26 protein-coding genes are annotated in these 25,169 nt (G+C 67.8%); 13 read left to right on the top strand and 13 right to left on the bottom strand.

What is annotated here, in order from left to right:
• The first annotated feature begins 129 nt into the window (after positions 1 to 129).
• A complete protein-coding gene (locus tag Dfulv_RS33765; RefSeq protein ID WP_259857864.1) occupies positions 130 to 1,098 on the top strand; it encodes a hypothetical protein in 969 nt (322 codons plus the stop codon).
• Positions 1,099 to 1,100: 2 nt separating this feature from the next.
• On the opposite strand, the gene Dfulv_RS33760 is transcribed toward Dfulv_RS33765, so the two are convergent.
• Together Dfulv_RS33760 and Dfulv_RS33755 are read right to left on the bottom strand one after the other, a co-directional pair.
• Positions 1,101 to 1,595 carry a MarR family transcriptional regulator gene (locus tag Dfulv_RS33760; RefSeq protein ID WP_259857863.1) on the bottom strand — a complete coding sequence of 165 codons (495 nt, stop codon included), beginning with the start codon at positions 1,593 to 1,595 and terminating at the stop codon, positions 1,101 to 1,103.
• Complete coding sequence (locus tag Dfulv_RS33755; protein WP_259857862.1) at positions 1,592 to 1,819, bottom strand: NADPH-dependent FMN reductase; 228 nt, start codon at positions 1,817 to 1,819, stop codon at positions 1,592 to 1,594. The genes Dfulv_RS33760 and Dfulv_RS33755 overlap by 4 nt, the downstream gene beginning before the upstream one ends.
• Before the next feature lie 159 nt (positions 1,820 to 1,978).
• Here Dfulv_RS33755 and Dfulv_RS33750 point away from each other — a divergent pair, with 159 nt between their 5' ends.
• Entirely contained in the window at positions 1,979 to 2,332 is a 354-nt protein-coding gene (locus Dfulv_RS33750) for a MerR family transcriptional regulator (RefSeq protein ID WP_259857861.1), read from the top strand.
• 178 nt (positions 2,333 to 2,510) lie between these two features.
• On the opposite strand, the gene Dfulv_RS33745 is transcribed toward Dfulv_RS33750, so the two are convergent.
• On the bottom strand, positions 2,511 to 3,080 hold the full coding sequence (locus Dfulv_RS33745) for a TolB-like translocation protein (protein WP_259857860.1): 570 nt from the start codon (positions 3,078 to 3,080) through the stop codon (positions 2,511 to 2,513).
• Between the two features lie 397 nt (positions 3,081 to 3,477).
• On the opposite strand from Dfulv_RS33745, the gene Dfulv_RS33740 reads away from it, so the two are divergent.
• Entirely contained in the window at positions 3,478 to 4,620 is a 1,143-nt protein-coding gene (locus Dfulv_RS33740) for an ABC transporter ATP-binding protein (protein ID WP_259857859.1), read from the top strand.
• A gap of 182 nt (positions 4,621 to 4,802) precedes the next feature.
• Here the strand turns inward: Dfulv_RS33740 and Dfulv_RS33735 are convergent, their stop codons facing one another.
• Complete coding sequence (locus Dfulv_RS33735) at positions 4,803 to 5,696, bottom strand: fumarylacetoacetate hydrolase family protein (RefSeq protein WP_259857858.1); 894 nt, start codon at positions 5,694 to 5,696, stop codon at positions 4,803 to 4,805.
• A gap of 72 nt (positions 5,697 to 5,768) precedes the next feature.
• On the opposite strand from Dfulv_RS33735, the gene Dfulv_RS33730 reads away from it, so the two are divergent.
• Both Dfulv_RS33730 and Dfulv_RS33725 read left to right on the top strand, forming a co-directional pair.
• On the top strand, positions 5,769 to 7,499 hold the full coding sequence (locus tag Dfulv_RS33730) for an ABC transporter permease (protein WP_259857857.1): 1,731 nt from the start codon (positions 5,769 to 5,771) through the stop codon (positions 7,497 to 7,499).
• A 22-nt stretch (positions 7,500 to 7,521) separates the two neighbouring features.
• A complete protein-coding gene (locus Dfulv_RS33725) occupies positions 7,522 to 8,478 on the top strand; it encodes a PDR/VanB family oxidoreductase (protein ID WP_259857856.1) in 957 nt (318 codons plus the stop codon).
• 43 nt (positions 8,479 to 8,521) lie between these two features.
• Here Dfulv_RS33725 and Dfulv_RS33720 read toward each other — a convergent pair whose 3' ends face one another.
• Together Dfulv_RS33720 and Dfulv_RS33715 are read right to left on the bottom strand one after the other, a co-directional pair.
• The gene (locus tag Dfulv_RS33720; protein WP_259868567.1) at positions 8,522 to 9,625 is read right to left on the bottom strand and encodes an alpha-hydroxy acid oxidase; all 1,104 of its coding nucleotides are present in this window, start codon (positions 9,623 to 9,625) and stop codon (positions 8,522 to 8,524) included.
• 89 nt (positions 9,626 to 9,714) lie between these two features.
• Positions 9,715 to 11,394 (bottom strand): thiamine pyrophosphate-binding protein, encoded by a 1,680-nt coding sequence (locus Dfulv_RS33715; protein ID WP_259857855.1) that lies wholly within the window; start codon positions 11,392 to 11,394, stop codon positions 9,715 to 9,717.
• Between the two features lie 194 nt (positions 11,395 to 11,588).
• On the opposite strand from Dfulv_RS33715, the gene Dfulv_RS33710 reads away from it, so the two are divergent.
• The 3 genes from Dfulv_RS33710 to Dfulv_RS33700 all read left to right on the top strand — a co-directional run bounded on the left by Dfulv_RS33710 (position 11,589) and on the right by Dfulv_RS33700 (position 14,283).
• On the top strand, positions 11,589 to 12,644 hold the full coding sequence (locus Dfulv_RS33710) for an amidohydrolase family protein (protein WP_259857854.1): 1,056 nt from the start codon (positions 11,589 to 11,591) through the stop codon (positions 12,642 to 12,644).
• A gap of 154 nt (positions 12,645 to 12,798) precedes the next feature.
• Positions 12,799 to 13,800: an amidohydrolase family protein gene (locus Dfulv_RS33705; RefSeq protein ID WP_259857853.1), complete on the top strand. Its 1,002-nt coding sequence runs from the start codon at positions 12,799 to 12,801 to the stop codon at positions 13,798 to 13,800.
• A 3-nt stretch (positions 13,801 to 13,803) separates the two neighbouring features.
• Positions 13,804 to 14,283, top strand: a complete 480-nt coding sequence (locus tag Dfulv_RS33700; RefSeq protein WP_259857852.1) for a Rieske (2Fe-2S) protein — start codon at positions 13,804 to 13,806, stop codon at positions 14,281 to 14,283.
• Positions 14,284 to 14,394: 111 nt separating this feature from the next.
• On the opposite strand, the gene Dfulv_RS33695 is transcribed toward Dfulv_RS33700, so the two are convergent.
• Genes Dfulv_RS33695 through Dfulv_RS33685 form a run of 3 tightly spaced genes read right to left on the bottom strand, consistent with a single transcriptional unit; the run spans position 14,395 to position 17,750 of the window.
• Positions 14,395 to 14,844 (bottom strand): Zn-ribbon domain-containing OB-fold protein, encoded by a 450-nt coding sequence (locus tag Dfulv_RS33695; protein ID WP_259857851.1) that lies wholly within the window; start codon positions 14,842 to 14,844, stop codon positions 14,395 to 14,397.
• Positions 14,845 to 14,854: 10 nt separating this feature from the next.
• A complete protein-coding gene (locus tag Dfulv_RS33690; RefSeq protein ID WP_259857850.1) occupies positions 14,855 to 16,057 on the bottom strand; it encodes a thiolase family protein in 1,203 nt (400 codons plus the stop codon).
• The gene (locus Dfulv_RS33685; protein WP_259857849.1) at positions 16,044 to 17,750 is read right to left on the bottom strand and encodes an AMP-binding protein; all 1,707 of its coding nucleotides are present in this window, start codon (positions 17,748 to 17,750) and stop codon (positions 16,044 to 16,046) included. Before Dfulv_RS33685 ends, Dfulv_RS33690 begins: the two co-directional genes overlap by 14 nt.
• 410 nt (positions 17,751 to 18,160) lie before the next feature.
• On the opposite strand from Dfulv_RS33685, the gene Dfulv_RS33680 reads away from it, so the two are divergent.
• From Dfulv_RS33680 to Dfulv_RS33660, 5 genes are all read left to right on the top strand, one after another.
• Complete coding sequence (locus Dfulv_RS33680) at positions 18,161 to 19,042, top strand: ABC transporter substrate-binding protein (RefSeq protein WP_259857848.1); 882 nt, start codon at positions 18,161 to 18,163, stop codon at positions 19,040 to 19,042.
• 163 nt (positions 19,043 to 19,205) lie between these two features.
• The gene (locus Dfulv_RS33675; protein WP_259857847.1) at positions 19,206 to 19,412 is read left to right on the top strand and encodes a helix-turn-helix domain-containing protein; all 207 of its coding nucleotides are present in this window, start codon (positions 19,206 to 19,208) and stop codon (positions 19,410 to 19,412) included.
• Complete coding sequence (locus tag Dfulv_RS33670; RefSeq protein ID WP_259857846.1) at positions 19,409 to 19,651, top strand: hypothetical protein; 243 nt, start codon at positions 19,409 to 19,411, stop codon at positions 19,649 to 19,651. Before Dfulv_RS33675 ends, Dfulv_RS33670 begins: the two co-directional genes overlap by 4 nt.
• Entirely contained in the window at positions 19,648 to 20,919 is a 1,272-nt protein-coding gene (locus Dfulv_RS33665) for an Nramp family divalent metal transporter (protein WP_259857845.1), read from the top strand. The genes Dfulv_RS33670 and Dfulv_RS33665 overlap by 4 nt, the downstream gene beginning before the upstream one ends.
• A gap of 59 nt (positions 20,920 to 20,978) precedes the next feature.
• Positions 20,979 to 21,752: a methyltransferase domain-containing protein gene (locus Dfulv_RS33660; RefSeq protein ID WP_259857844.1), complete on the top strand. Its 774-nt coding sequence runs from the start codon at positions 20,979 to 20,981 to the stop codon at positions 21,750 to 21,752.
• Positions 21,753 to 21,886: 134 nt separating this feature from the next.
• Here the strand turns inward: Dfulv_RS33660 and Dfulv_RS33655 are convergent, their stop codons facing one another.
• Genes Dfulv_RS33655 through Dfulv_RS33640 form a run of 4 tightly spaced genes read right to left on the bottom strand, consistent with a single transcriptional unit; the run spans position 21,887 to position 25,135 of the window.
• A complete protein-coding gene (locus Dfulv_RS33655; RefSeq protein WP_259857843.1) occupies positions 21,887 to 22,393 on the bottom strand; it encodes a flavin reductase family protein in 507 nt (168 codons plus the stop codon).
• Positions 22,390 to 23,385, bottom strand: coding sequence for an amidohydrolase family protein (locus tag Dfulv_RS33650; protein WP_259857842.1), 996 nt, complete (start codon positions 23,383 to 23,385; stop codon positions 22,390 to 22,392). The genes Dfulv_RS33655 and Dfulv_RS33650 overlap by 4 nt, the downstream gene beginning before the upstream one ends.
• Complete coding sequence (locus Dfulv_RS33645; protein ID WP_259857841.1) at positions 23,382 to 24,260, bottom strand: HpcH/HpaI aldolase family protein; 879 nt, start codon at positions 24,258 to 24,260, stop codon at positions 23,382 to 23,384. Before Dfulv_RS33645 ends, Dfulv_RS33650 begins: the two co-directional genes overlap by 4 nt.
• Positions 24,257 to 25,135, bottom strand: a complete 879-nt coding sequence (locus Dfulv_RS33640) for a VOC family protein (RefSeq protein ID WP_259857840.1) — start codon at positions 25,133 to 25,135, stop codon at positions 24,257 to 24,259. The genes Dfulv_RS33645 and Dfulv_RS33640 overlap by 4 nt, the downstream gene beginning before the upstream one ends.
• Positions 25,136 to 25,169 lie beyond the last annotated feature (34 nt).

Below are 25,169 nucleotides of genomic sequence, written 5' to 3'. Positions count from 1 at the left end.
GCGGTCATTGCGGCCTTCGTTACCCACCCGTGATGCAGGTCATAGGGGTCGCCACGTGCGACAAATCGTCGTGAAGGCCCTACCGGCACGCGGTGAGGCAGAGTGCGTACGAGGAAGGGCGTCGATGCCATGCGGCGGCTGATCGGTGCGGCGACGGCCGCGGTGGTCGGGGCCGCACTGGCGCTGCTGCAGGGCTGCGGGCTGCTGACAGAACACGCGTCCGTCTCAGCGTTGACCTGGTCGCCGGACGGATACGTGTACTTCGTGCACAACGTGGGCGAGGCGGTCGGGGAGGTGTGGCGCGTACGGCAGGGCCAGCGTGCCGAGGCATTCGTACCGACCTTCCCGGGTGCGTGCGGGTCGGACACGGCGTCCGTGGACGTGCTGCAAGCGTTCGGTGCCACTGGGCTGGCGGTGGGTTTGTGGTGCCCACTGTCGACGGATCAGCTCTACACCATGGATCTGCGGACGCGGGTTGCCTCGATCCGGCTGAGCGCCGAAGACGTCCGCGGCGTGACGCTGGACGCGAGCGGATTGCGGGGATACGTGGCACAGCACGACGGCAACTGCGCCTCGGTGCTGCGATTCAGCGACGGCGCGGTGCACGATACCGGCGCGCGTGTGGCGTCGCTGGGCGGCGAGTGGCGGCTGTCCGAGGCCTACGGCATGAGCGCGCGTGATGGCGGGAACCAGGGTTGCCCCGGCACGGGGCGGGCCGTGTCGCCGGCGCTGACCGCCGACGGGCGGACGGTCGCGATGCTGGTGTCCACACAGCCCGGCCCGGGCGGCGTAAATGCCCCGCTGTCGATGTTGTATTACTGGAAAGTAGGTTTCCTCGACGCTGCCGGCGACACCGTTAGCCTGATCGGCCCCCTCCTGCGCGGCGTCACGCACATCGCCGTGTCACCGGACGGGTCGAAGGTCGCGCTTATTCACAGCGGCGACGAGGACGGGTTGTCGGTGATGGACACCGCGAGTGGCGCGACCCGCCAGGTGACCACCAAGGGGTGGGTCGGCGATGCGGCGTTCTCGCCCGACGGGCGGACCATCGCGTACAGCAGCGACGGTACGTCGATCAAGTTCGTCCAGGTGCCCTGACGTCACCTCTCCGGCACCGGGGTGGTGTTGGCGATAAGTTTGTACAGCACTCTCAGCGCCGCGACGTAGTCGGCGTCATCAATATCTCGGTGGATCAGCGACCGGATCTCGGGAGCGGACTGCTTCATCTGGAGGCGAGCTGCCTCGCCGGCGTCGGTGAGTCGTAGGTAGCCGTCGTGATCTGCGTGGATCCATCCGCGGCCGAGGAGCACCTTGGCTTCGCTCGCGAGGTCGTCGTCGGGGCGAATGTACTCCGTCATGGCTTGCTGAAGCTGGGGAATGGTCATTGCTGCGCCGTCATCAGGTGCGAGGTCGTGACGGGACAGGTGGCGCAGGATCCAGAACTGCGGCTGAGTGAAGCCGCGCTTGGCCTGCTCGTCACGGGTGAACCGGATGATGGACTCGTACGCCAGCCGCGTCCAGTACGCGGCCACCTGGCTGGCGTCGGCCTGCATCGGGAGGGCCATCATTGCTCCTTCGATATCGTTCGGAATCATGCGTGCGCCGGGTAGGGCGATCTGTTGCGAGCTTGGAGCAAGGCCGTCGCCCACCAGGCGAGCTGGTCCAGCAGCGCCTGCGCCGCCGCTGCGGGCTCTTCTTCGTTGACCGGCCGACCGCCATCTCCGAAGGTTTCCCAGACCATCGGGAAGCTGACGGTGCTCCGAATGGTGACGGCATGCATCTCGGCAAGCACCAGCCGAAGGGCTTCGACCGCGCGCACGCCGCCCGATCGTCCGCCGTAGGAGACGAAGCCGACCGGCTTCGCGCGCCACTGGGATCTGCATACAGCTGATGCTGGACGTTCAAGGAAGGTTGAAGTCAAGAGCGCGTTGCAGCATGTTAGGAACATGACCACCACAACGCAGGCCCCGCCGTCTTCATGCTCACCGTCAAAGACGTTGCACACGCGAGCCACGTCGCTCCGTCCGCGGTGCGCTTCTACGAAGAGCAAGGTCTGATCCAAGCGCGCCGAACCACCGGGAACCAGCGTCGGTTCGACGAGAACGCCGCTTGTCGCATCCGGTTCGCCCGACTCGCTCAGCGAGTCGGGCTGACAGTCCGGGAGATCGCCGACATCTTTCAGGCGCTACCCGAGAAGCCGTCGGCGCAAGACTGGGCGCGGGTCGCCGACTCGCTGGTTGCTGAGGCCGAGGCGCGCGTGGCCGACCTGCGCCGAGACCTCGACGCCCTCCAGACGGTCACAACCAGGTGCACTACCGGAATCGTACGGTGAGGAACGACGCGATCCTGCTGCCACCCGGCACACCGGCAGCGGCACGCCGCCCATCGACCAACGCGTCGAGGCCACGTGGGTCGGCTGCGGCACCGCGCGCGGCGACCGGAGATGTCCGTGTCGAATGCTCCTCGCCGACTTCGGCAACGCCCGACTGAAGATTGCGTGAGGCGGGGCGTCAATGAGCCCGTCGGCGGCGTAGCGCCATGAGTACGACGCCGCCTGCGAGGATGAGCAGCCCGACGGTGAGCACTCGCAGCCACCACGGCCACGGGCCGCGATCGACGCCGGTGTCGCGTGCCTGAAGGTCGCCGGCACGGGCGGTCGCCAACTGCACCGTGTTGATCCAGTGGTCGTTGCCGGGCTGGAGCCGGGCGAGGACCCGGGCCGACCCGGTCGGTGGCACCGAGACGATCGTGTCGTGGTTGGCTGCCAACAGTTCGGCGCCCTGCCAACCGAGGATCGCGGTCGCGTTGGTGTCGAGCGGCGTGGACACCCTGGTGGGCAGGTCGAGGACCGCCAGCCCGTCCGGCGCCCAATATCCGGCGGCCCAGGACGGGCTGCCCGCGGCCATCCGACAGAGCGCGAGCCGGCTGCCGTCGGGCGACCAGGCGGCCGGCCCGCCGAGCCGGTGCCTGCCCGGCAGCGGGACGACCGTGCTCCCGCCGCCGGCGGTGAGCAGGCGCAGCTCGGTGCCGACCTGGACGGCCAGTGTTCTGCCGTCGGGGGAGAACGCCGCGTCGAGCACCCCGCGCTGGCCTGCAGGCGCACAGCAGCCGCGATCGGTTCCATCCGGCCCGGAATCACCCACCCCAGCCCGCGACACAACGCTCCTGAGCTGCCCACGCCGGAACGGCTGTCGCGATCGAGAAGGTCTTGCAGGGCCGTAGCCGGTGATTCCGCGACTGAGCGGCTCATCGCCGCCGGCCGCCTGTCCCGACGGATCGTAACGCACCCGTAGTACTACCATTAGTAGGTCATTCACGCCGAATAGGTCGCGTGCATCGGATGTCCAGGTCAGCCGGGCTTTACGGTCGCCAGGTCGTTGACCCGCGTGTGAGCCGACCCTATAGTGGTTGCCACTAACTCCGTCGGGAGGTAGCAGGCGGCGATGCCGTGTCAAGCGCCGGAGACAAGGAGTGTCGATGAGTCAGCCGGTCCGCATTCGGGGACTCGAAGTCGCGTACGCCGCCAGGAAGCACGATCCGGTCGTCGCCGTCAACGGCGTCGACATCGAGATCGCCTCGGGCGCGTTTGGGGTGCTCCTCGGGCCGAGCGGCTGTGGCAAGAGCACGATCCTCAACACGATCGCGGGCCTGGTCACACCGACGGGTGGGACGATCACGGTCGGTGACAAGGTGCTCTACGACAAGGCGCGGGGCGTCAACCTCAAGCCCGAGGACCGCCAGCTGGGCATGGTCTTCCAGTCGTACGCACTCTGGCCCCACATGACGGTCTTTGACAACGTCGCCTTTCCCCTGCGCCGCAACAAGCTGCCCCGGGCGGAGATCGCGCCTCGCGTCCACGAGATCCTTCGCCTCGTTCGCTGCCAGGACTACGCGAAGCGGTATCCGCACGAACTCAGCGGTGGCCAGCAGCAGCGCATCGCGCTGGCGCGAACCCTGGTCGGTCGCCCATCGGTGATCCTCTTCGATGAACCGCTCAGTAACCTCGACGCCGAGTTGCGGCTGGAACTGCGCGACGAACTTGCCCTGTTGCACGCCGAGATCGGCTTCACGGGCGTGTATGTAACCCACGACCAGGCCGAGGCGTACGGGTTGGCCGACGTGCTGCTCGTGCTCCGGGAGGGCAAGGTCGAGCAGATCGGCTCTCCGAGCGAGGTCTACCACCAGCCGGGATCGGAGTACGTCGCCTCGTTCCTCGGCGCGAACTCCTGGGCCGGGTCCTTCGTCGGCGTCGAGAACGAGTACGCGCTGGTGGAGAGCGAGTTCGGGCTGATCCGCTCGGCCGGCACCCCCGAGGGGCTGAGCAAGGGCGCCGACGCGGTGGTGACGGCCTACCCGGAGCGCATCGGGCTCGAGCGTGATCCCGATGGCGAAGGCGTCGTGCTCTCGAAGCGCTTCGCGGGAGCGGCCGTGGAGCTCACGGTGGTGCGCGATGGCCGTGACAGTCAGCTGAGGATCCGGCGCGCGGTGCAACTGGTGAACGTCGATCCGGGGGACCGCGTCCGCCTGGTGATCGAGCCGGGCGACGCCCGGATCTATCCCGGCGATCCGACCCACGCCGGCGATCACAAAATCCGACCGACCGCCGTCACTGCCGCGTAGGTAGTCGCCCGGGCTGGAGGGCATGGTCGATCCCGCGCTCGAACCTCCCCGAAGCGGCGCCCAGGAAGGGCGCCGCACGGCCTGACGGCGGGATTCCGCCTGGTCGTTGGCTGATTGGTATCCGCAGCCGCACCTGCCGATGACGGAGATCTACCGCTGCCGCGAGGGCGGTCCGGTCCGTCTCAGCCGAACACGACACGGTTCTCGATGTGGCCAAGCCCCTCTATCTCACAGCGCACAACGTCGCCGTCGGCGAGGTAGGTGGCGGGGTTCATGGCGAAACCGACGCCGGCCGGGGTGCCGGTGAGTATGACGTCGCCGGGGCGCAGCGTGATTGATGCGGAAATTCGCGAGATGAGATCGGCGACGCTGAACACCATGTCGCGAGTCGACGAGTCCTGCCGCAGCTCGCCGTTGACGTAGGTGCGCAGCTGGAGATCCTGCGGGTCCGCGATCTCGTCAGCGGTCGTGATGTAGGGGCCCATGGGGCAGAAGGTGTCGATGCTCTTGGAGAGCGTGACCTGAGAGTGGCGCTGTTGCAGATCCCGTGCGGTGACGTCATTGGCCACGCAGTAGCCGAGCACCACGCTCAGCGCATTGGCCGGCGTCAGGCGGTGCGCCGGACGCCCGACGACCACGGCCAACTCGCATTCGTAGTCGACCTGCGTGGTGACCGCCGTCGGAACGATGATGTCGTCGAAGGGTCCGGAGAGGGCGTTGCCGAGCTTTCCGAAGGCGGACGGCTCGGAGGGCACGGCGCGGCCGGTCTCCTTGATGTGGCTGTGGTAGTTCAGCCCGATGCCGAGGATCGAGCCGCCCGGCGTCACGGGGCATTCGTAGCGACGATTCGCGGCGACGGCCGGCGTTGTCGTGCCGGTCAGACCTGACCGGATCAACGGCAGCGCCGACGCCACCGACTCCAGCGACCGGGTCTGCAGACCCAGATCCGTCGACGTGACCCAGGCGTCGTCGCCGAATGCGTACGCGTAGCCGGCGGAGCTGAGACGGGCGATGCGCATGCCAGACCTCTTCACTATCCGGGACCGGCCGGCACGATTGACCTTGCGGGTGGCCACTGCTACGGTCCTAACTACTAAGGTATTTACTATCGTACGTGCCGCGCGTTGTCCTGTTCAATGGAGGAGTGGATGGGCTCACAGGTTTCGCGGTCGCCCGACGCGGACGTCGTTCCGGTGGAGTCGCAGGCCGCCGCCACAGCGAGTCGGCCGCGCACGGTCGCCCGGCTGCTACCGACCCGGGGTATCCATCTACTCGGGCTCGTCGCCATCGCCACGGTGGCCTACCCGCTCATCGCGATCGTGGTGCGGTCCTCGCAGAACCTGCCCGCGGCGTGGCAGGCCATCGTCGACGAGCCGACGATGGGCCGGGCCTTGCTCTATACGGTGTTGCTGGCGCTCGGCTGCGTCATCATCGCCCTGGTGGCCGGGGTGTTGCTCGCGCTGTGCGTGGCCAATCTTCCGCGTCGTTGGTACAACGCCGCCCAGATCCTCTGCACACTGCCGATCTTCCTGCCGCCCGTCGCCGCGGTCGTCGGCTGGATCTTCGTGTTCGCTCCGACCATCGGCTACGGCAACGTCCTCATCCGCAAACTGTTCGGGATGGAGACGAACCGGGGTCCGTTCAACATCTACTCGCTGACCTGGATCATCCTGATCACGGCGATGTACCTGATCTCGTACGTGTTCCTCTTCGTCAGCACCGCACTGCGGGAGTCGGACGCGACGCTGGAACTGTCGGCGCGCGTCTTCGGCGCCGGCTGGTTGGGCAGTCAGCTGCGCGTTGTGCTGCCGAGCATCCGGCCCGCCCTGTACTACTCGGTCGGCATCTGCCTGCTCCTCGGGCTTGGTCAGTTCGCCGCGCCGCTCCTGCTCGGCGTGACGGCCAAGGTCGACGTCATTACAACGGTGATGTACACGTTCATGGCCGGGTCGCCGCCCAACGTCGACAGTGCCGCGCTTCTGGCACTGCCGTTGCTCGTCGCCGCGGTCGTGGTGGTGGCCGTGCAGCGCCGATCGCTGGGAAGCATGCGGCGCTACCAGAGCATCAGCCGAGGCGCGAGCCGGGCCAGGCTGCCGAGACGGGCCTTCGTCATCTTTCCGGCCCTGTACGTGACCCTCGCCATCGTGCCGCCACTGGTCGCGCTGGTCCTGGTGTCGCTGTCCCCGTACTGGCGGGGGGAGATCAACTTCTCGACGATGACCTTCGACTCCTACACCCAGGTCTTCGACAACCGGGCCTTCGTCGACTCGATCGTGACGACGTTGCAGGTGACGCTGATCGGCATGGTGGTGGCGCTGGTGTTGTCGGTCCTCGTGGGCCTGTACCTCACCAGGAGCCGGTCGCGGGTCGCGCGGGTGCTTGATTTTGTGCTCAATCTCCCGGTCGCGACGCCGGGCATCGTCATCGGCCTGGCAATTCTGATCTCCTACGGTCTGGGTTTCCTGAGCCTCTACGGAACCACGACGATCTTTGTGATCGCCTATGTGTATCTCTACCTCATCTTCGGCCTGCGCATGGTGGTCAGCGGGCTCTCCCGCATCCCCGACAGCTTGGAGAACGCCGCCAGGGTCTCGGGCGCGTCGGCCTTCGGGGCTCTGGTGCGCATCGTGCTCCCGTTGCTGCGGGGATCACTCGCGTCGAGCGCGTTGCTGATGCTGGTGCTCATGTCCCACGAGTTCGCCGCCTCATCGGCGCTCAAGACCGGACCCATCCAGGTCCTGTCGACGAAGCTGTACGACGCGTACACCACGGGCATCTATCCACAGGTGGCCGCGTTGGCGCTCATCATGGTCGCGATCTCGGCGGTGTGCGCGGCGGTCGTGCTCGGCATGCGCGGCGGCCGGAACCTGGAACTCTGAACGCGAAGGGCTCGATCTCACGGTGGCTCAGGTACTGACAGATCCGGGCCTTCGGCCCGCTCCGCATGCGGTCGTGGTGTCGTCGATCCGGTCGGTCGCACAGCGCGTAGTCGAGCTCACACTTGAGCCGATCGGCGCCGACCCACTGCCCGATTGGAGCCCGGGTGCTCATGTCGACGTGGAGTTGCCGGGCGGTCTGATCCGGTCGTACTCGTTGTGCGGGGACCCGGCCGATCGGCAGTGGCGGTTGGCTGTGCTCCGCGAGGACGACAGCCGCGGCGGGTCCGCCTACGTGCACGAGCGGCTCGTCGTCGGGCAGACGCTGTCGGTGACCACGCCGGTCAATCGGTTCCCGCTGGTGACGGCCGAGCGGTACGTCTTCGTCGCGGGTGGCATCGGCGTGACGGCCATCCTGCCGATGGTGGTTCAGGCGTGCCGCGCCGAGATCCCGTGGCGCCTTGTCTACTTAGGACGAAGCCGCTCGGAGATGGCGTACGCCGATCGGCTCGAAGCGTTCGGCGACTCCGTGCAGCTGTGGCCCAAGGACTCGCACGGCCCGGCCGACCTCGACGCGCTCGTGGGTCTGGACCGGGCCGCCGCCGTCTACTGTTGTGGGCCGACCCGCATGATCGAGCAGATCGAGCGGATCGGCGCGGCGGCCGGGATGCCGGTCCACCGCGAGTTCTTCCACAACGAGGCCTCCATCGAGGGCGACGAGTTTGAGGTCGAGCTGGACCGCACCGGGATCACGGTCACGGTGGGAGCCGGCCAGACCATCGTGGACGCGCTGGAACAGGCCGGGGTCGACGTGGTCACGTCCTGCCGTGAGGGGACCTGCGGCACCTGTGAGACGTACGTGCTCGAAGGTGTCCCGGACCATCGGGACCGGGTCCTGACGCCCTCCGAGCGGGAGTCCAACGAGAGCATGATGATCTGCTGCTCCCGTTCACGGACGCCCCTGCTCGTCCTCGATCTCTGATACCGATCGCTGATACCTCGGCCCCACCGACGGGGCCGAGGTATCAGCGCAGGCCGGGGGAGTCGATCAGGCTGTCACGGCTCAATGACGACAGGCCGGGGCGGCCCATCAAGGTCAAGGCACGCAGGACCTCGGCGCGCAGGATCTCCAGGACGTCACGCACGCCCCGCTCGCCGCCGACCGCGAGTCCGTACAGGTAAGGCCGGCCGATGGCGACCGCGGTGGCACCGAGGCTGAGCGCCTTGATCACGTCGACCCCGCGTCGGACACCGGAGTCCAGGATGATCGGCACGCGGCCCTGGAGGCGTTCGGCGATGGCCGGCAGCGCGTCGAGCGAGGCGGGCGCGCCGTCGAGCTGGCGCCCGCCGTGATTGGAGACGATGACTCCGTCGAGCCCGAGATCGACCGCGCGCTGCGCGTCGTCGGGGTCGAGAACACCCTTGATCAACATCGGTTTCTGCCAGTTGTCGCGCACCCAGGCCAAGTCGTCCCAGTTGAGCTCCGGCCGCATGTGGTAATGCTGGACGCGGGCCGAGCGCACGGCCGACCCGGTTCCGCCGCCGTCCACCAGTGCACGGGCGCCGACGCGGCGATGGAGCAGAAAGTTCGTTGTCCACTTCGGACGGATCAGCGCGCTCGCCAGTCGTCCGGGCGTGACGACCGGCCGCAGGCCCATGCCGACCCGTCGCTCGCCCTCGCGGTTGCCGACCACCGGCACATCGACGGTGATGGCCAGCGCCGCGAAGCCGCTGCGCTCGGCCCGGCGCAGCAGCGAGCTGACGAGTTCCCGATCGCCGGTCGCCGGGTTGACCCACGGATAGAGCTGGTACCAGTGGTCCTGCTCCGTGCCCTGAGCGATCTCCTCCGGAGAGTAGCTCGCGGCGGTGCTGAGGATGGCCCTGGTTCCGGCCTTCTCGGCGGCGCGCGCGGCGGCCAACTCACCGGTCCAATGGGCCAGTGCGCTGAAACCGGTCGGGGCCAACAGGATCGGCAGGTCCAACCGCGTGCCGAACAGGTCGACGCCGATGTCGGTGGGTTTGTGGCCGCTGAGCACGTGGCTGCGCAGCGAGTAGCGCGCGAACGCGTCGCGGTTGGCGCGCAACGTGAGCTGGTCTTCGGACCCGCCGTCGATGTAGGCCCACGCCATGCTGGGCAGCCGCCGACGAGCCAGCGCCCGATAGTCCTCGATGTTCTGGGGCTTGCGGTCGCCGGTAAGGCGAAGCACTGGTGCGTCCATCATCGCGCTCCGGTGGCGACCGGCACGGCGGGACCGAAGGCGAAGTCGATCCAGTCTCCCCGGGCCTGGGGATCCATGCGACAGTGCAGCAGCACAGGGCCGTCGCCCAGATGCCGGCCCACCATTGCGGGCAACCGTTGCACGTCGTCGGGTGTGCTGACGTCCAGACCGGCCGCCCCGATCGCCCGGGCAGCCTGCACGAACGACGGGTTGGCGTAGTAGGCGAGGTCCGCGGGCAGTCCGTGCAGCCTCAGATAGTGCGCCTCGGAGCCGAAGCCACCGTCGTCGCTGACAACGATCACCAACGGGAGCCGGTGGCGGACCGCGGTGTCAAGGTCGTTGCTGGTCATGGTCCAGCCGCCGTCGCCGACACACAGCACCGTCGTGCGCGACGGGTGCGCCACGGCGGCGCCGATGGCGGGTCCCAGGCCGGTGCCGATCGAGGAGTACTCCCATGGGGCGATGAAGCGATCCGGCGCGGTCACCGCCAGGGCGGGCAAGCTGAACGCCGAGTGGTTGCCGGGCTCGATGACCACGGTGCGATCGGCCGGTAGCGCGGCATCGAGCGCGGCCATGACGGTGCGCGGATCCAGGCTGCCTTGAGTGCTCCGGTCGGTGAACCGGATCGGGGGATTCTCCACGAGGTTCCCGTCGGCGCGGGTCGGATATCCGCGCTTGCCCCCGATCGGCAGCTCGTCGAGCAGTCGCCGGGCTGTGGCGGCGGCGTCGCCCCGGATCTCCATCTCGACCGCGGTGTGGCGCCCGAAGGCGCGGAGGTCGGTGTCGATCTGCACCAGGTGGGCCCGGCCGAAGATGGATCCCTTGTACGTGGTGAACTGGTTGAGCGAGGCGCCGAACGCGAGCACCAGGTCGGCCCGGCTGACCAGGTCGGTCGCGGCCGGCGTCGCATACGTCCCGACCACGCCGACATCGCGCGGATGTCCGTGGAAGAGGCCGCGCGCCGGCAGGGTCGTCGCCAGTGCCGCGCCCAGGCGGTCGGCCAGCGACGCCAGCAACGGACCCGCGCCCGACCGGACCGCGCCGCGGCCGGCGAGAAGCACGACCCGGTTGGCCGCGCCCTCGGCCGTGAGCACCTCGCACAGCTCCGCGATCTCCGCTTCGGCCACGGCCGGCTGCTCGGCCGGCACCGGCTCGCCCGTTATCGGCGCCACCTCGGCCGAGTTGAGCACGTCGGAGGCGATCTCGAGCACGACCGTGGCTCCGCGAGCGGCCTGGATCAACGCCTCGCTGACCGTCTGGGACAGCCGCTGCGGCTCGTCCACCCGCAGGGCCTGGACGCCGAGGGCGCGCAGCATCGCGGACTGCTCGATGTACTTTCCCGTTCCTTGGTGTGCCTCGATCCGGCCGCGCTCACCACTGGCGCTGCCACCGGTCACGACAAGCACTCCGCTGCCGGCCTTCGCCGCGGTGAGCAGAGCGTTGAGCGCGTTCGTCAGGCCGGGCCCCTTCCCGACCACAGCGACGCCGACGGTCGCGGTGCTGCGCCAGAAGCCGTCGGCCGCGCCCACCGCGGTGCTTTCGTGGCGGGTGGCGATCAGGGGCGCACCCCGATCGTGCAGTGCTACCAGGAGTTTGGCCGTGTCATCGCTCATCAGCGTGAACACCGGCCGACCCACCTCACCGGCGAGCGCCGCCGCTACTGCTTCGTACGCCTTCACGCCCCACCTCGCGCCTTCCCGTGGCCAGTCCGTCGCTTGCGTAGTGCCTACTGTCGTAGGCAGCATAACCGACCACCGACACCGCTCCAAGAGTTGCCTTAGCTGGTTGACTTCCGAGTTCGATGGTCAGTACCTTCGAAAGTAGTTAATTAGCAGTTCGCCGGTCGTTGGCACGCACACAGAATGGAACATCGATGGCGTCCTCGCAGAACCCAGCGCCCCCGTCGGTCGATGCCGACATCCACATCGAAGTGCCCGACGTGCGGGTGTTGTATCCGTACCTGTCGGCGTTCTGGGTGGAACAGTTGCAGACAACCGGCTTCGCGGGCGCCACCGTGTCGAGCTGGCCGCCGAACCTGCAGCATCGGGCGGAGTCCGTGGACGCCGGCTCGCCCGCCCTGCATCGAGCGCGAGCCGCGCTCCAGCACACCGGCGCCGCGCTGGGAGTGATCAGTTGCTCCTACGCGGTGGACACGATCCGCAACCCGGACGCCGCCGCCGCGATCTCCGCCGCCGTCAATGACTGGCTCTACAACGAGTGCCTGCGCGAGGACTCCGCACTGCGCGGTTCGCTGCTGGTGCCGACCTTCACCCCGTCGCTGGCCGCCGCCGAGATCAGGCGCAACGCGGGTCGCGGCGAGTTCGTCCAGGTGACCCTCCCGGTCCGCGCATCACGCCCGTACGGGCGCCGGGACTTCTACCCGTTGTTCGAGGCCGCGGCGGAGGCGGGCCTGGTGGTGGGGCTCCACTACGGCGGCATGAGTGGGAATCCGCCGACCTCGGTCGGATGGCCGTCGTACTTCGCCGAGGAGTACACCGGGATGGCCACCAACGCCCAGACCCAGCTGATGAGCATGATCGCGGAAGGGCTGTTCGAGCATTGCCCGACGCTGAAGGTCGCGGTGTTCGACAGCGGCTTCACCTGGCTCCCGGCGTTTCTGTGGCGGCTGGACAAGGACTGGAAGGGGCTTCGCCGTGAGGTCCCATGGCTGACCAAGGCGCCCTCCGAATACGTGCGGGAACACGTGAGGTTCGGCATCCTGCCGCTGGATTCGCCGCTGGATTCGCCGCAGGTGCTCGACTTCTTCCTTCGTGAAACGTGGGCCGACTCCGTGCTGATGTTCGGTTCCGACTTCCCGCACACGACGGTCGAGCACCTCGATCGGGCCTTGGGCCTGCCGCTGCCGGCTCCGACCCGGGACCAGATCATGGGCCGCACGGCGGCCGAGTTGTACTCGCTGGTGGCGTAGCGCCGATATTGGTGGAGATAGATCAGACTGGAGGTCCGCGAGAATGTTGACCATCGAAGAACGACAACCGCCACCGGCCATGGTGGGAACATCGCCATTCATCGACTGCGATGTCCATGTGACCATTCCGTCGCGGGAATCGCTGTGGCCCTTCATGAGCGAACGCTGGCGCCGCCATGACGAGCAGTTCGCCGGCAACCCCCCGCACGGGGCAAGCTACTATCCCCGGGCCTCGCCGGGCGCGGCCCGGGTGGACGCCTGGCCGGGCGACGGCAAACCGCCCGGCTCCGACCTGGGCTTCATGCAGGAGCACTACCTTGACCGGTGGAACCTCGGCTACGGAGTCCTCGGGCCCCTGCTCATCGGCGGCAAGTCCTACTCACGCAATCCCGGGTACGCCGATGCGCTGGCCCGCGCCACCAACGACTGGGTGGTCCAGGACTGGCTCGACCTGGATCCCCGGCTCAGGAGCTCGATCGTCGTCCCCTACGAGTTCCCCGACCTGGCGGCGGCCGAGGTTCGGCGGGTGGCGCGTGACAGCCGCTTCGTGCAGGTGTATCTGCAGATCCGGACCTCGATGCCCTTGGGTAACCGGGCCTACTGGCCGCTGTACGAGGCGGCGGTCGAGTTCGGCCTGCCGATCGGTGTCCACTTCGGAGGGTCAGGCGGGCCGGCCATCACCGGATGCGGGTGGCCGTCGTACTACCTTGAGGATCACGTCGGCAACTCGCAGACGTTCCAGTCGCAGCTGACGAGTCTCATCTGCGAGGGGGTGTTCGAGCGCTATCCCGAACTGCGGTTCGTCCTCATCGAGGGTGGGGTCGGGTGGTTGCCGACGTTGGCCTGGCGGCTGGACCATGCGTTCGAGGAGTTCCGTGACGAGCTGGGCCACGTGAGCCGCAAGCCGTCCGAGCTCATCGCCGAACACGTGTGGCTGACCTCCCAGCCGATCGAGGAACCGGCCGATCCCGCGAGCCTGACCGAGTTGCTGAACCTGTACCCGTCCGTGCTGAACCGGCTGATGTTCGCGAGCGACTATCCGCACTGGGACTTCGACGCGCCGGACGAGGTGCTCCACAAACTCAAGCTCAGCCCGTCGGCCCAGGACCGTTTCCTGCGGCTCAACGCGAGCGAGCTGTACCGGCTGGCGGAGTGAGGCATGCCTAAATACATCGTGGCGCGGGTCGGTGAGATCTCCGAGGGTGAGCGGCGTCTGGTGACGATCGGCGGACGAGAGGTGGCGGTGTTCAACGTCGCCGGCTCGTACCACGCCGTCCGCAATCGATGCCCCCACATGGGCGGGCCGCTCTGCGCCGGGAACATGGTCGGAACGCTGGAGTCGCCGGCCCCCGGCGTGTACGAATACGATCCGGTGCGGTCGGTCGTCCGCTGCCCTTGGCATCAATGGGAGTTCGACGTCCGGACGGGCCAGTCGTGGTTCGATCCGCAGCATGTCCGCACGCGTGCATATCAGGTCAGTGTCGAGCAGGGCGGCGACATCGTCGCGAACGAGGAACGGGTCGCGGTCGAGCAGGCCGCGGCGAAGGCCCAGGGCGCACGCCGCGTGCCGGGGCCCTACCTCGCGGAGACGTATCCGGTCATCGTCAACGAGGAGTACGTGCTCGTCGAGCTGCGGTGAGGTGGGAGAGAATCCAGGCGGCGGGAGGAATCCAGTTCCCGCCGCCTGGGCGGCCCGCCTCGGCCGACCCCCGCCCGCGCCCTCAGCCGACCCCGGCCCGCACGCGTGTCGTCACCGGTCGGCCGGCGTCAGGTGGAACGCGAATGACGGATCGTCACCCCGGATGATCCGGGCCGTGACCTCGAGGCCGATGAGCGCGAGACTGATCGATCCCTTGCTCGACCGCTCGGCCCATTCGGGCGTCAGGGCTATCTGGCCGAACACGTAATGACCTTCGGTCATCCGGACGATGCCGAGCGCGTACGGCACGAAGGACTCCCAATAGGCGTACGGCGCGCGGTGGAGCACCGACGAGCTGTAGATCGAGCCGGTCCCGCTCCCGTCCTCCCAGCCCAGGTCCTTCGACAGGCAGGAGGGGCAGAGCCAACGGGGGTGCCACACGACCTCCTCGCACTGCCGGCAGCGCTGATGCCGGAAGCGGTCCTCCCGCAGGCCGGCCCAGAACGGGGCGGCCTCGGGTGAGTAGCGGGGGACCGGCCGGAACTCGTCCTCAGAGTGCATCGTGTCGTCCTTAGCGCGAGAGCAGGGTGACGTGGTGGCAGGCCATCATGCCGCCGACCGCGTGGGTGAGGGCGATGCCGGGGTTCTCGACCTGCAGGCCGAGTGCCTCGCCGCGAAGTTGGCGGACCGCCTCGATGATCGGGTCCATGCCGCAGCTGATGCCCGGCTGGCCGAAGGAGAGCCAGCCGCCGTTGGTGTTCCACGGCAGATCGCCGCCCGGGCGAAGCCGTCCCGACCGGACGAGCTGGGGCGCCTGGCCCTTCTCGCAGAAGCCGAAGTCCTCCATGAAGATCATCGCCATGTGCGTGAAGTTGTTGCCGCACTGCACCATGCCGACGTCGGACGCGGTGATACCCGCCATCTTGAAGGCGCGCTGCGCGGCGTGGCGTGCTCCCGTATGGGTGAGGTTCGGCAGTGGCCCGAGGTCGTACGGCGACGCGCGTAGTGCCATGCGGTCGGTCGCGTACTCATGCGTGTTCATGCCGCCGAAGCCGAGGATGCGGACGGGCTTGTCGGTCAGGTCGGCCGCGCGCTCGGCGCTCGTGACCAGGAGCGCGCCGCCGGTGCCCTGCGGACCCCAGATCGCGGAGTTCCACAGCCTGATCGGGTCGGCGATCATCCGCGACCTCAGCACGGTGTCGATCGTGATCTCGCCCTTGCGGCCTTTCGCGGAGTACGGATGGTGCACCGCCCATGCCTGATGGTCGACAGCCACCTGGGCGAGATCTTCCTCCGTGACCCCGTACTCGTGCATGTACCGCGAGGCGCCCTGCGCGTAGATCGAGGGAACGGTCGGCCCGTACGGCAGCTCGAACTCGGGGTCGGAGTCATAGCCGGCCGTCTTCTTGATGTGCGACGCGGACGTGCCAGGGTTGTCGGCGACGAGGATCAGCGCGTAGTCGATGATGCCGGCCGAGACGAAGGCCGACGCGTAGGCGAGGGTCGCGTTGACGCCCGCGCCGTGCGAGGTCACCTCCGAGCTGTACTCCGGGGTGATCTTGAGGTAGCTGCTGATGATGTTGTTCCACTGTGGCCGCAGGTCCATCGTGGGCGAGCGTCCACTGAACACACCGCCGATGAGGTCCCTGCTGATGCCGGTCTTGTTCACCAGATCGAGGAACGCGTCGACCGCGAGCTCGGTCGTGTACTTGGGGTCCTCGTCGGTCCCGTACGCGTCGCCGTACCCGGCGATCACGACGTCAGAGTGCTTCATGGTGCGGTCCCTCCGGATGCGCGGGCTGTGCCCTCGATACGCCGGTGCTCGTGTCGATGGGCCATTCGATGAGCGTGTGCCGCTCGACCTCCCGCTTCGTGATGGAGCGGGGCAACTGCTCCACGAAGACGAACTCGACCGGAACCTTGAAGTACGCGAGTCGTTGCCGGCACCAGTCGGTCAGCGACTCCGGACTCGGGTTCGGCTCGCGCGAGCTCACGTAGGCCCTGACGTCCTGCTCGCCGAGCTCGGAGGGGATGCCAACGACGGCCGCCTCGATCACGGTGGGGTGCTGCTCGAGGACCCCCTCGACTTCGGCCACCGACACGTTCTCGCCGCGCCGGCGGATCCAGTGCGCCTGCCGGCCGACGACGTAGAGCCAGCCGTCCTCGTCCAGGTACGCCAGATCACCGGTGTGGATCCAGAAATTGCGCCATCGCTGCAGGGTCTCGGCCGGCCGGTTGTAGTAGCCGAGCGACATCGAGTACGGCAGGGCGGGCCGCAGCAACAACTCGCCCACCTCGCCGGTGGCCAGGGGCTCATCGTTTTCGCCCGCGATGCGAACCTCGGCCCAGTCGCGGGGATGACCGGACGAGCCGGCCCGCGATTGCGCGGTCGTGTTGCTGAACAACATCGTCCCGGTCTCGGTCGACCCGTAGGTGCTGACGATCCTCGTGCCGAATCGCCGCTCGAACTCCGCCATGTCCCCGCGGCTGATCGCCAGCCGCAACGTGTGCTCACGGTCGCGGGGCGACGGCTCGGCCTTGAGCAGGATCGACAGCATCGTGGCCATGATCTCGCCGATGGTCGCGCCGAAGTTGTCGGCGGTTTCCCAGAACCGGCTCGCGCTGAACCACTTCGGCATCATGGTGGGAATCCCGCTGGCGAACGGGCCGAGGAAGCCCATCTCCTGCCCGCCGCAGTGGAAGAGCTGGGTCGTGGAGAGATGCCGATCGTCGGGACGTGGCTCGAAGATGAACCGGTAACGCTCAGCGGCGCACAGGTACGAGAAGTGGGTGCGCATCGTGGCCTTCGGCAGGCCGGTGGTGCCTCCGGTGAACAGAACGCAGGCGGTGTCACCGGGCTCGGCCACGACCGGCAGGCCGGAGGAGTCGCTGTCGAAGATCTCGTCGAACACGACATCGCCCCAGGGCTGCCCGTCGTCCGATGACCGGACGCGCAGCTTGATGCCGTCGCCGCTCGAGGCGGCCAGGACGCTCCCGACGGTCGCCGTGTACTCGCTACCGACGATCAGAGCGACGGGGTCGGTCTCGTGCACCGCGTGGGCGAGGTCCTGGGCGCCGACCGAGGTGTTGAGTGGTACGGCGATCGCGCCGATCTTCATGGCCGCGATCCATGTCAGCAGTTGCGGTGCGCTGTTGGACAGGACCGTCGCGATGCGGTCCCCGCGCTGGATGCCGCGCGCCAGGAAGCCACGGGCGAGAGCGTTGCTGCGCTCCTCGATGTCGCGGTAGGAGAGGGCCGCCTCGCCGGTGAAGGTGACCGCCTCGCGGTCGCCCAGCCGGTCGGCCTGGGCGGTGACGAGTTCGCCAACCGTGATCCACGGTGCCGACGCCGACCCGTTCGACATCATATGGAGACCCATGCCCACTTCCCTCGATGCGCCGTGATTGGTGACTTCGACAGTAGATAGTAGCGAGGAGGAGGGCTGGGCGACACTGTCCAGTGCCACTGTGAAGCCGAGCTCGCTGAGGAAAATCTCTCTACCTGCTGCGCTATACGCTTCGGCGCGCGGTGGCGGATGCCGGTCCGGCCGGCACCGTCGGACTTCTCTGCATTGCTAACTCCTATAGTAGTATGTATCGTGCATCACATCGGCCACCGGCGAGAGGCCGGTCACCCGCCTCGCCGAATAGCACTGCTTTCCTTTTCTCCCTAACGAAGGGACTGCTCAAAATGTCCGGCTTGTCCCGAGGTGCGCCACCACGGTTACGACACTCCCAGCTGCTCCCGTTGCTTGCGGTCCTGCTGGTCGCGGCCGCATGCGGTTCCTCCACCCCGGCGCCTACTCAGGCGGACACCTCCAAAGGGTGGGATGCGATCGTTGCCGCGGCGAAGACCGAGGGGGCGGTAACGACGTGGATGGCGTCCGACGACACGATCAACTCGCAGCTGATCGCGGCGTTCGAGAAGAAGTACCCCGAGATCAAGGTCACCAACGTCAAGCTGATCTCGTCTGATCAGGCGATCCGCCTTGACCAGGAGCTCACCGCCGGCAAGCCCAGCGTCGACATCCTGCTGTCGAACTCGGACTGGAAGTACCTCGTCGGCAAGAACAGCCAGGGTCTGCTCGGGACGCCGCAGGGACCAGACCTCGCGAGCTACCCGGCTGATGACCTTTCCAAGGGCATCGTCCCCATCTCCATCAACCCGTACGTGATCATGTACAACACCAAGGAGCTGTCGAGCGCCCCGTCCTACAGCGACCTTCTCGACCCGAAGTTCAAGGGTCGTCTCGGTGTTCCCAATGTGCCGACCGCGGTCGCGCACCAGGCGGAGTTCATCAACCTGCGCTCCACGCTCGGCGACGACTACCTCGGCAAGCTCGCCGCCCAGGGTCCGCGCATCGACAACGGATTCGGGCCGACCGCGCAGAGTATCGGCTCGGGTGAACTGCTGGCCTCGCCCGCCGGCGTTCCCTCGGCGGCCATCGTGGTGAAGGCGAAGGGCGCGCCGATCGACTACGTGATCCCGAAGGAGGGCACGGTCGGCTTTACGTACTACGCCGCCGCGCTCAAGACCAGTCCTCACCCGAATGCCGGCCTGCTCTTCCTGAACTTCGTGGGAACCGTCGAGGCTCAGCAGATTCTGAACGGAGAGGGCCGGGCCATGAGCGTGCTGCCCAACGTGCCCGGCACCGTTCAGGATCCGGACCACCTCGTGAAGGTCATCGACTGGTCCAAGCTCACCGACGCGCAGTTCACCGAGATCAAGAACTGGTGGGGCAAGACGTTCGTTCGCTGAGCTGTTGGTTCCGCGGTCCGCGGCGGCACGCACGGCCGCCGCGGCCCCGTCCCGCGAACTTGATCCCCTGCGCCAGGCCCCGCCAGCGACCCGGCTGGCGGGGCCTCAGCGCGAGACACCGTCTCGTCGTCTATGTCCAATGAGGACGGATACAGTGACCCCGATGCCAGTGCGCTGGAATCCCAGACGCGCCAACTTCAAAGCCTGGCCGAGCGTTGCGACCATGCCGAGCCGGTCAACCACGGCGGAACACCGACCTTCGCAGGCAGTCGAAGACGATGTCAAGGCGATCTATGCGTTGCGCGAACGCGGGGTCGCCGTCACCACGACGGCCCTGGCCGAGGTGCTCTCCATCGAGCTCGAGCCATGAGCCGCGACTTCGCCCTGCTGCTCATCTGGTTGGGCGTTCTCGGCATGCTGAAGTTCGGGCTCATCCGGATCGTCGTGCGCGGTCGGCGGACCGACGTCAGAGACGTGCTCGCCATCATCCTCACCGAGGCCCGCCGGCGCCGCCTCGAACGGTGGGCCCGCTTCGCGCCGGTGGGCGTGGCCGCCTCGCTCGCGCTCATCGTCGTCGGTGTGGTCACGGGCTTTGCGATCGAGTCGTGACGTCCGCCGAGAAGCTCCCCCCGCCAACCCTGGACGCGCTGCGCCGTCGCGGCCGGCTGCGCACCGCAATCGCCATGTTCGGACCGGCCTTCGTGGCCTCGGTCGCCTACGTCGACCCGGGGAACTTCGCGACGAACTTCGCGGCGGGGGCCGACTACGGCTACGCCCTGGTCTGGGTGATTGTCATGGCCAACGTGATGGCGATCCTGGTGCAGTACCTGACATCCAAAGCCGGACTCGCCACCGGGCGCAGCCTGCCCGAGCTGTGCCGCGAACGGTTCGGACGGCGGGCCAACCTGGTTCTGTGGCTGCAGGCCGAGGTGGTCGCCATGGCGACCGACCTCGCCGAGTTCGTGGGGGCCGCGGTCGGGCTGAACCTGGTGTTCGGCATACCCCTGCTGCCGGCCGGACTGATCACCGCCGTGGTCGCCTTCGCCATCCTCGCGCTTGAGCAACGGGGATACCGTCGCTTCGAGCTCACCATCACCGCGCTGCTGGCGTTCGTGGCGGCTGGGCTGCTCTACGTGTTCTTCACCGTGGGGAACCAGGATTACCGGCAGCTGGCCGGCGGTCTCGTGCCGCATGTGAACGGTGGCGGCATGCTGAGCCTGACCGTGGGCATCATCGGCGCCACCGTGATGCCGCACGTGGTGTACCTGCACTCCGCGCTGCAGAAGAACCGGGTGCGGGCGGCCGATCTCCGAGAGCGGCGGACTCTGCTGAGGTTCAACCGTTGGGACGTCTTCCTCGGCCTGAGCATCGCCGGACTGGTGAACCTGTCCATGCTGTGCATCGCGGCCGCACTGTTCTACGGCTCAGGCGTCGATACCGGGGAACTCGGTACCATCCACGCCAACCTGGCCACGATGGTGGGCGGTGGCGCCGCGCTGGCGTTCGGGATCGCGCTGATGGCCTCGGGCCTCTCGTCGTCCAGCGTGGGCACCTACGCCGGGCAGGTGGTGATGGCCGGCTTCATGAACTGGCGCATCCCCTTGGTGCTGCGGCGCGCGCTGACGATGCTGCCCTCGCTGGTTGTGCTCGGTCTCGCCGTGAACACCGGAGACGCGCTGGTCCTCTCACAGATCGTGCTCTCGTTCGGCATCCCGTTCGCGCTGGTGCCGCTGCTGATCATCACGCGAGACCGCCGAGTGATGCGCGACATGACCAACCGCCGCGTCACGACCGCGCTCATGCTCGCGGTCACGCTCGTGATCAGCGGGCTCAACTGCTATCTGCTGGTCGACGCGATCACCGGCGTCTGCTGCTGACCCTGATATCCACACAATGTCTTCACCAAGAGCGCTTCGCCATGTGATTGGGTAGGTGGATGAGTCAGCTCACGGTGGCGACGGCCGCGCCAGACCCGATCACGTATATGGACACCGCCGCGGGGACTGCGGTGGGTCGGGACTACAAGCAGCGCTTGGTCGGTGCCCTTGATCTGCAACGTGGCCATGCGGTGGTCGATGTGGGTTGCGGGCCGGGGACCGATCTGGCTCGATTGGCCGATGCGGTCGGGTCTGAAGGTTCGGTCGTGGGTATTGACCACGATCCGAAGATGCTGGCTGAGGCAGGTCACCGGCTGGCCGATCGGCCGAACGTCGAGCTCCGCGTGGGTGATGCGCATGATCTTCCGTTGGCCGATGCCAGTGTGGACCGGGCCAAGGTGGATCGCGTCCTGCAACACGCGGCGGATCCCGCAAAGGTGATCGCGGAGGTCCGCCGGGTGCTGCGTCCGGGCGGCGTGTTCGGCATGGCGGAGCCGGATTGGGACACCCTCGCGGTCGCCGATGATGATCTGCAGACCAGCCGCCACTTCGCCCGGTTTGTTGCGGGGACGGTGCGAAACACCACGGTCGGCCGCCAGTTGGTCCGCCTGTCGACCCAGGCCGGATTCCGAGTCAGGTCGGTCGATGCCGTCGCGGTGGTGTTTCGGGACTTCGACGTGGCAGATCAGATTCTGGGATTGCGGCGTCTCTCGGCGCGTGTCGTGCAGGCTGGAGAGCTGGCGGAAGCGGATGTCCAGGCGTGGTTGCAGCGTCTGGCGAGGGGGCCGTTTCTTGCTGGGTTCACGTTCTATCTCGTCACCGCCGAGGCGTAAGGCAGCGTCCGAGCACGGCGGCGATTCGAGAGCCGGGAGGTGCGATCCCTCCCGGCTACTCGATCTTGCCGCTCAGCCGGCCACCGGGACCTCGCCGAAGTAGCGGTCGGCCGGGGCCGAGGCCCCGGTGAATATCAGGCGGGCTCGTACGTGCCGTATCCGCTGCGGAAGAACAACAGCGGGGAGAGGGAGGGGTCCTCGCCCGCCGCCAGTGGCCGTCCGATCACGATGTCGTGGTCACCACCCGGATAGATGGCGGCCAGCTCGCACTCGATGTGGGCCATCGAGCCCTCGATGATGGGCGAGCCGGTGTGACCGCGGTACCAGTCGACACCGGCGAACTTGTCCGCGCCGGTGACGGCGAAGGCCCGGCTGAGGACTTGCTGTCCGGCGGAGAGGATGTTCACCGCGAACGTGCCGGTATCCCGGAGCCGTGGCCACGTGGTGGATGTCCGTGCCGGGCTGAACATGACCAGCGGCGGGTTCAGGGACAGGGACGAGAAGGTCTGGCAGGTCATGCCGACGGGGCCGGCATCGTCGTATCCGGTGATGACAACGATGCCGGTGCAGAAGTGTCCGAGGATGCGACGGAAGACCGCCGGATCCGCGATCGCGCTGGTGTCCATGACCGGGGCGCTCACAGCTTCGCCCTGGTGTAGAGCTTTCGGGCGTTGCCTTCGAATATCTTGTACCGGTCGTCGTCGCTGAGCCAGTCGATGCCGGTGACCATGCCGACGGTGTCGTCGAACTTCCGGCCGGTCTCCGGGTCGATGAACTGGGCCGAGCCCCACATCTCGCTCGCGTACATGACGTTGTCGACGCCCATCTTCTTGATGGTGAGCTCGATCGACTCGGCGTCGTATGTGGACAGATCAAAGTAGATGTTGCGGACGGCCTCCTCGAACGGCGCCAGCCGGGCCCCGACATGGATGGCCCGCATCCGGTTCCAGTGGAACGGGATGCCGCCACCGCCGTGCGGGATGACAAGTTTCAGCTGGGGGAAGTCCTGGAAGACCCGGGACGTCGTCAACTCGACCACGGCGGCCACGTCGGTGTTGACGTAGTGGGCGCCGTTCATGTGCAGGTGCGGGTTGCGGGTGTTGGCCGCGTGGATCAGCCCGACCAGGTCGTACTCGCACATCTTCTCGTAGAGCGGATACCAGGAGCGGTCCGACAGCGACGGGCTCAGCGGCGCGATGCCGCCGGACGGGTCCGGGTTGAGCTGCAGGCTGACGAAACCCATGGCGGCGCAGCGCTCCAGCTCGGGGATGCTGGCGGCCGGTTCCACACCGGGGCTCTGGGGCAGCTGGAACGCCGGGATGAGCATGTCGGGGTACATGGCGCAGGCGCGGGCGATGAGGTCGTTGTTGACCTCGGTCCAGTGCCGGCTGATCCACTCTGGACCGAACTCGTGCCCCATCAGGCCCGCGCGCGGGCCGAAGATGATTTTGTCGATGCCGCGTTCCTGGTTCTCCCGGACGTGAGGCTGCAGGTGTTCGCGCAGCGAGTCGTCGGAGATGCCCGGGTCGCCCTTGCCCCGGGGAGGGCGGCTCAGCTGCCCGATCTGCCGGCCGCGGTAGGCGTCGAGCTGGACCGGCACCTGGGTGAAGTGGCCGTGCACGTCGACGATCACGGTGTGTCCTCCTTCCTCTTCGCCAACCAGGCCTTGGCGATGTCGACCGCTTGGTTGGTGCGCACCGGGTTGGGCATGAGCCACCGGAAGCCCTGCTCGAGCCGTTTCTCCACATTGGCCGGTGTGACGTGCGGGATGCCGGCCGGCACCCCGGCGTCAGTGCAGATCGCCAGCACCTCGGCGATCGCGGACTCCACCTCGGGATGCTGGTAGGCCCGCGGGTACCCGAGGTCCTGGCTCAGGTCCCCCTCGCCGATCAGCACCGCGCCGATGCCCTGGACCTCGGCCAGGATCGCCGGCAGGTTGCGGATGGCCTTGACCTCCTCGCACATGATGACCACGAAGATGTCGCCGTCCGGGGCCAGCGGCCAGGTGTCGGCCCGCCGGTAGTAGTCCATCACGTCGATGCCCCAGTAGCGGGCGGCGCCGAACGGGCCGTCGCCACGCACGCCGGCCGGCTCGTAGCGCGGTGCCGACGGCGGTCGTGGGTAGCGGCAGGCGGAGACGGCGTTACGGGCCTCCTCGACGGTGCTCACGTGCGGGAAGATGATGCCGTAGACGCCCGCGTCGAGGGCCTGCTTGGCCAGGAACTGGTTCATCTCGGAGCCGTTGGCCGGCACCCGGACAAACGGGGTGACCGTGGGCGACGGGTCGCCGCGGTCGAGGATGCCCTTGCGGTCAAGCAGGTACTGCAGGCTGTCTCGCAGCGCCGCGGTGGAGTAGGGGTTGTGTTCCATCTCGAACACGACCACGTCGTAGGGTCCGTTGGCGAACGCCTGCGCGTTGCCCGGGTCGGCGGGGGAGAAGGACGCCAGCACCGGCCGGCCCTCTTCCAGGGCCCGGATCGCGCCGTTGAGGTGACCGTCCATCATCATGCCGCCGGCTTCGTGACGGGCCAGTAGCCCCAGTAGCTCAACGCGGTCAGGTCCCGGGTGAGCCAGGTCGAGTCGTCCACGTGGCGGCCGTGTACGCCGTACTCCAGCTCGAACCCGCCGGGGCAGAACAGGTAGAACGACAGCACCTCGTCGTTGGAATGCTGGCCCAGCTCGGTCTTGAGCACGCCGGCCTCCCGGGCCCGGGCGAAGGTGCGCCCGAACGTCTTGATGCTGTCGGCCTCCAGCATGAAATGCCGCATGCCCTGCTCCGACGGGGTCTGGGTGAGCGCAATGGTGTGGTGGCGCGGGTTGCAGCCCAGGAACCGCAGCCGCACGGTCATCCCGTTGGGGAACTTCACCGCCATCGAGTCGCGGTGGCGGAAGCCCATCACCTGGGTGTAGAAGTCGAACGCGGCCTCGATGTCGGCGCTCGGCAGCACCACGTGGCCCATGCCGAGGGCTCCGGTGAGGAAGCCGCCGCCGAACGGCAGTTGGGCGTCGTCGCCGTCGACGACCGGGCTGAAGAAGATCTCGACCGGGTTGCCGTTGGGGTCGTCGAATGCGACGAAGCGCTCCACCTTCCGGTCGTCGGCCTCCTCGGCGGAGCCTTCCTTGACCGCGACTCCGGCGGCCTGCAGCTCCGCCACGGCCGCGGCCAGGGTGGCACCGTCGCGGACCTCGAAGCCCGACCCGATGAGCCGGTCGCGGCTGCCCGGGACGATGGCGATGCGCATCGGCCGCTCATCGAGGCGGATGTGCAGACCGCCGCCCGGAGTGTCGGTGACGACGGCACCGAGCACGTCGTGCGCGAACGTCCGCCACTCGTCGACCACGGTGGACTCGAGGCGTACATATCCAAGACTATGAATGTCCAAGGCTAGAGTTCCTTTCGGTTCAGGTGGAGAGAGC

This window comes from Dactylosporangium fulvum (assembly GCF_025137375.1).
In the GTDB taxonomy this organism is placed as follows: domain Bacteria; phylum Actinomycetota; class Actinomycetes; order Mycobacteriales; family Micromonosporaceae; genus Dactylosporangium; species Dactylosporangium fulvum.
The sequence above is the reverse complement of the archived record's forward strand: the minus strand, read 5'-3'. Positions and strand labels throughout refer to the sequence as shown.

Coding starts and splice junctions, on each gene's coding strand:
- Dfulv_RS33765 (WP_259857864.1), top strand. CDS start 130: ATGCGGCGGCTGATCGGTGCGGCGACGGCCGCGGTGGTCGGGGCCGCA.
- Dfulv_RS33760 (WP_259857863.1), bottom strand. CDS start 1,595: ATGATTCCGAACGATATCGAAGGAGCAATGATGGCCCTCCCGATGCAG.
- Dfulv_RS33750 (WP_259857861.1), top strand. CDS start 1,979: ATGCTCACCGTCAAAGACGTTGCACACGCGAGCCACGTCGCTCCGTCC.
- Dfulv_RS33740 (WP_259857859.1), top strand. CDS start 3,478: ATGAGTCAGCCGGTCCGCATTCGGGGACTCGAAGTCGCGTACGCCGCC.
- Dfulv_RS33730 (WP_259857857.1), top strand. CDS start 5,769: ATGGGCTCACAGGTTTCGCGGTCGCCCGACGCGGACGTCGTTCCGGTG.
- Dfulv_RS33720 (WP_259868567.1), bottom strand. CDS start 9,625: ATGGCGTGGGCCTACATCGACGGCGGGTCCGAAGACCAGCTCACGTTG.
- Dfulv_RS33710 (WP_259857854.1), top strand. CDS start 11,589: ATGGCGTCCTCGCAGAACCCAGCGCCCCCGTCGGTCGATGCCGACATC.
- Dfulv_RS33705 (WP_259857853.1), top strand. CDS start 12,799: ATGAGCGAACGCTGGCGCCGCCATGACGAGCAGTTCGCCGGCAACCCC.
- Dfulv_RS33700 (WP_259857852.1), top strand. CDS start 13,804: ATGCCTAAATACATCGTGGCGCGGGTCGGTGAGATCTCCGAGGGTGAG.
- Dfulv_RS33695 (WP_259857851.1), bottom strand. CDS start 14,844: ATGCACTCTGAGGACGAGTTCCGGCCGGTCCCCCGCTACTCACCCGAG.
- Dfulv_RS33690 (WP_259857850.1), bottom strand. CDS start 16,057: ATGAAGCACTCTGACGTCGTGATCGCCGGGTACGGCGACGCGTACGGG.
- Dfulv_RS33680 (WP_259857848.1), top strand. CDS start 18,161: ATGGCGTCCGACGACACGATCAACTCGCAGCTGATCGCGGCGTTCGAG.
- Dfulv_RS33675 (WP_259857847.1), top strand. CDS start 19,206: ATGCCAGTGCGCTGGAATCCCAGACGCGCCAACTTCAAAGCCTGGCCG.
- Dfulv_RS33670 (WP_259857846.1), top strand. CDS start 19,409: ATGAGCCGCGACTTCGCCCTGCTGCTCATCTGGTTGGGCGTTCTCGGC.
- Dfulv_RS33660 (WP_259857844.1), top strand. CDS start 20,979: ATGAGTCAGCTCACGGTGGCGACGGCCGCGCCAGACCCGATCACGTAT.
- Dfulv_RS33645 (WP_259857841.1), bottom strand. CDS start 24,260: ATGATGATGGACGGTCACCTCAACGGCGCGATCCGGGCCCTGGAAGAG.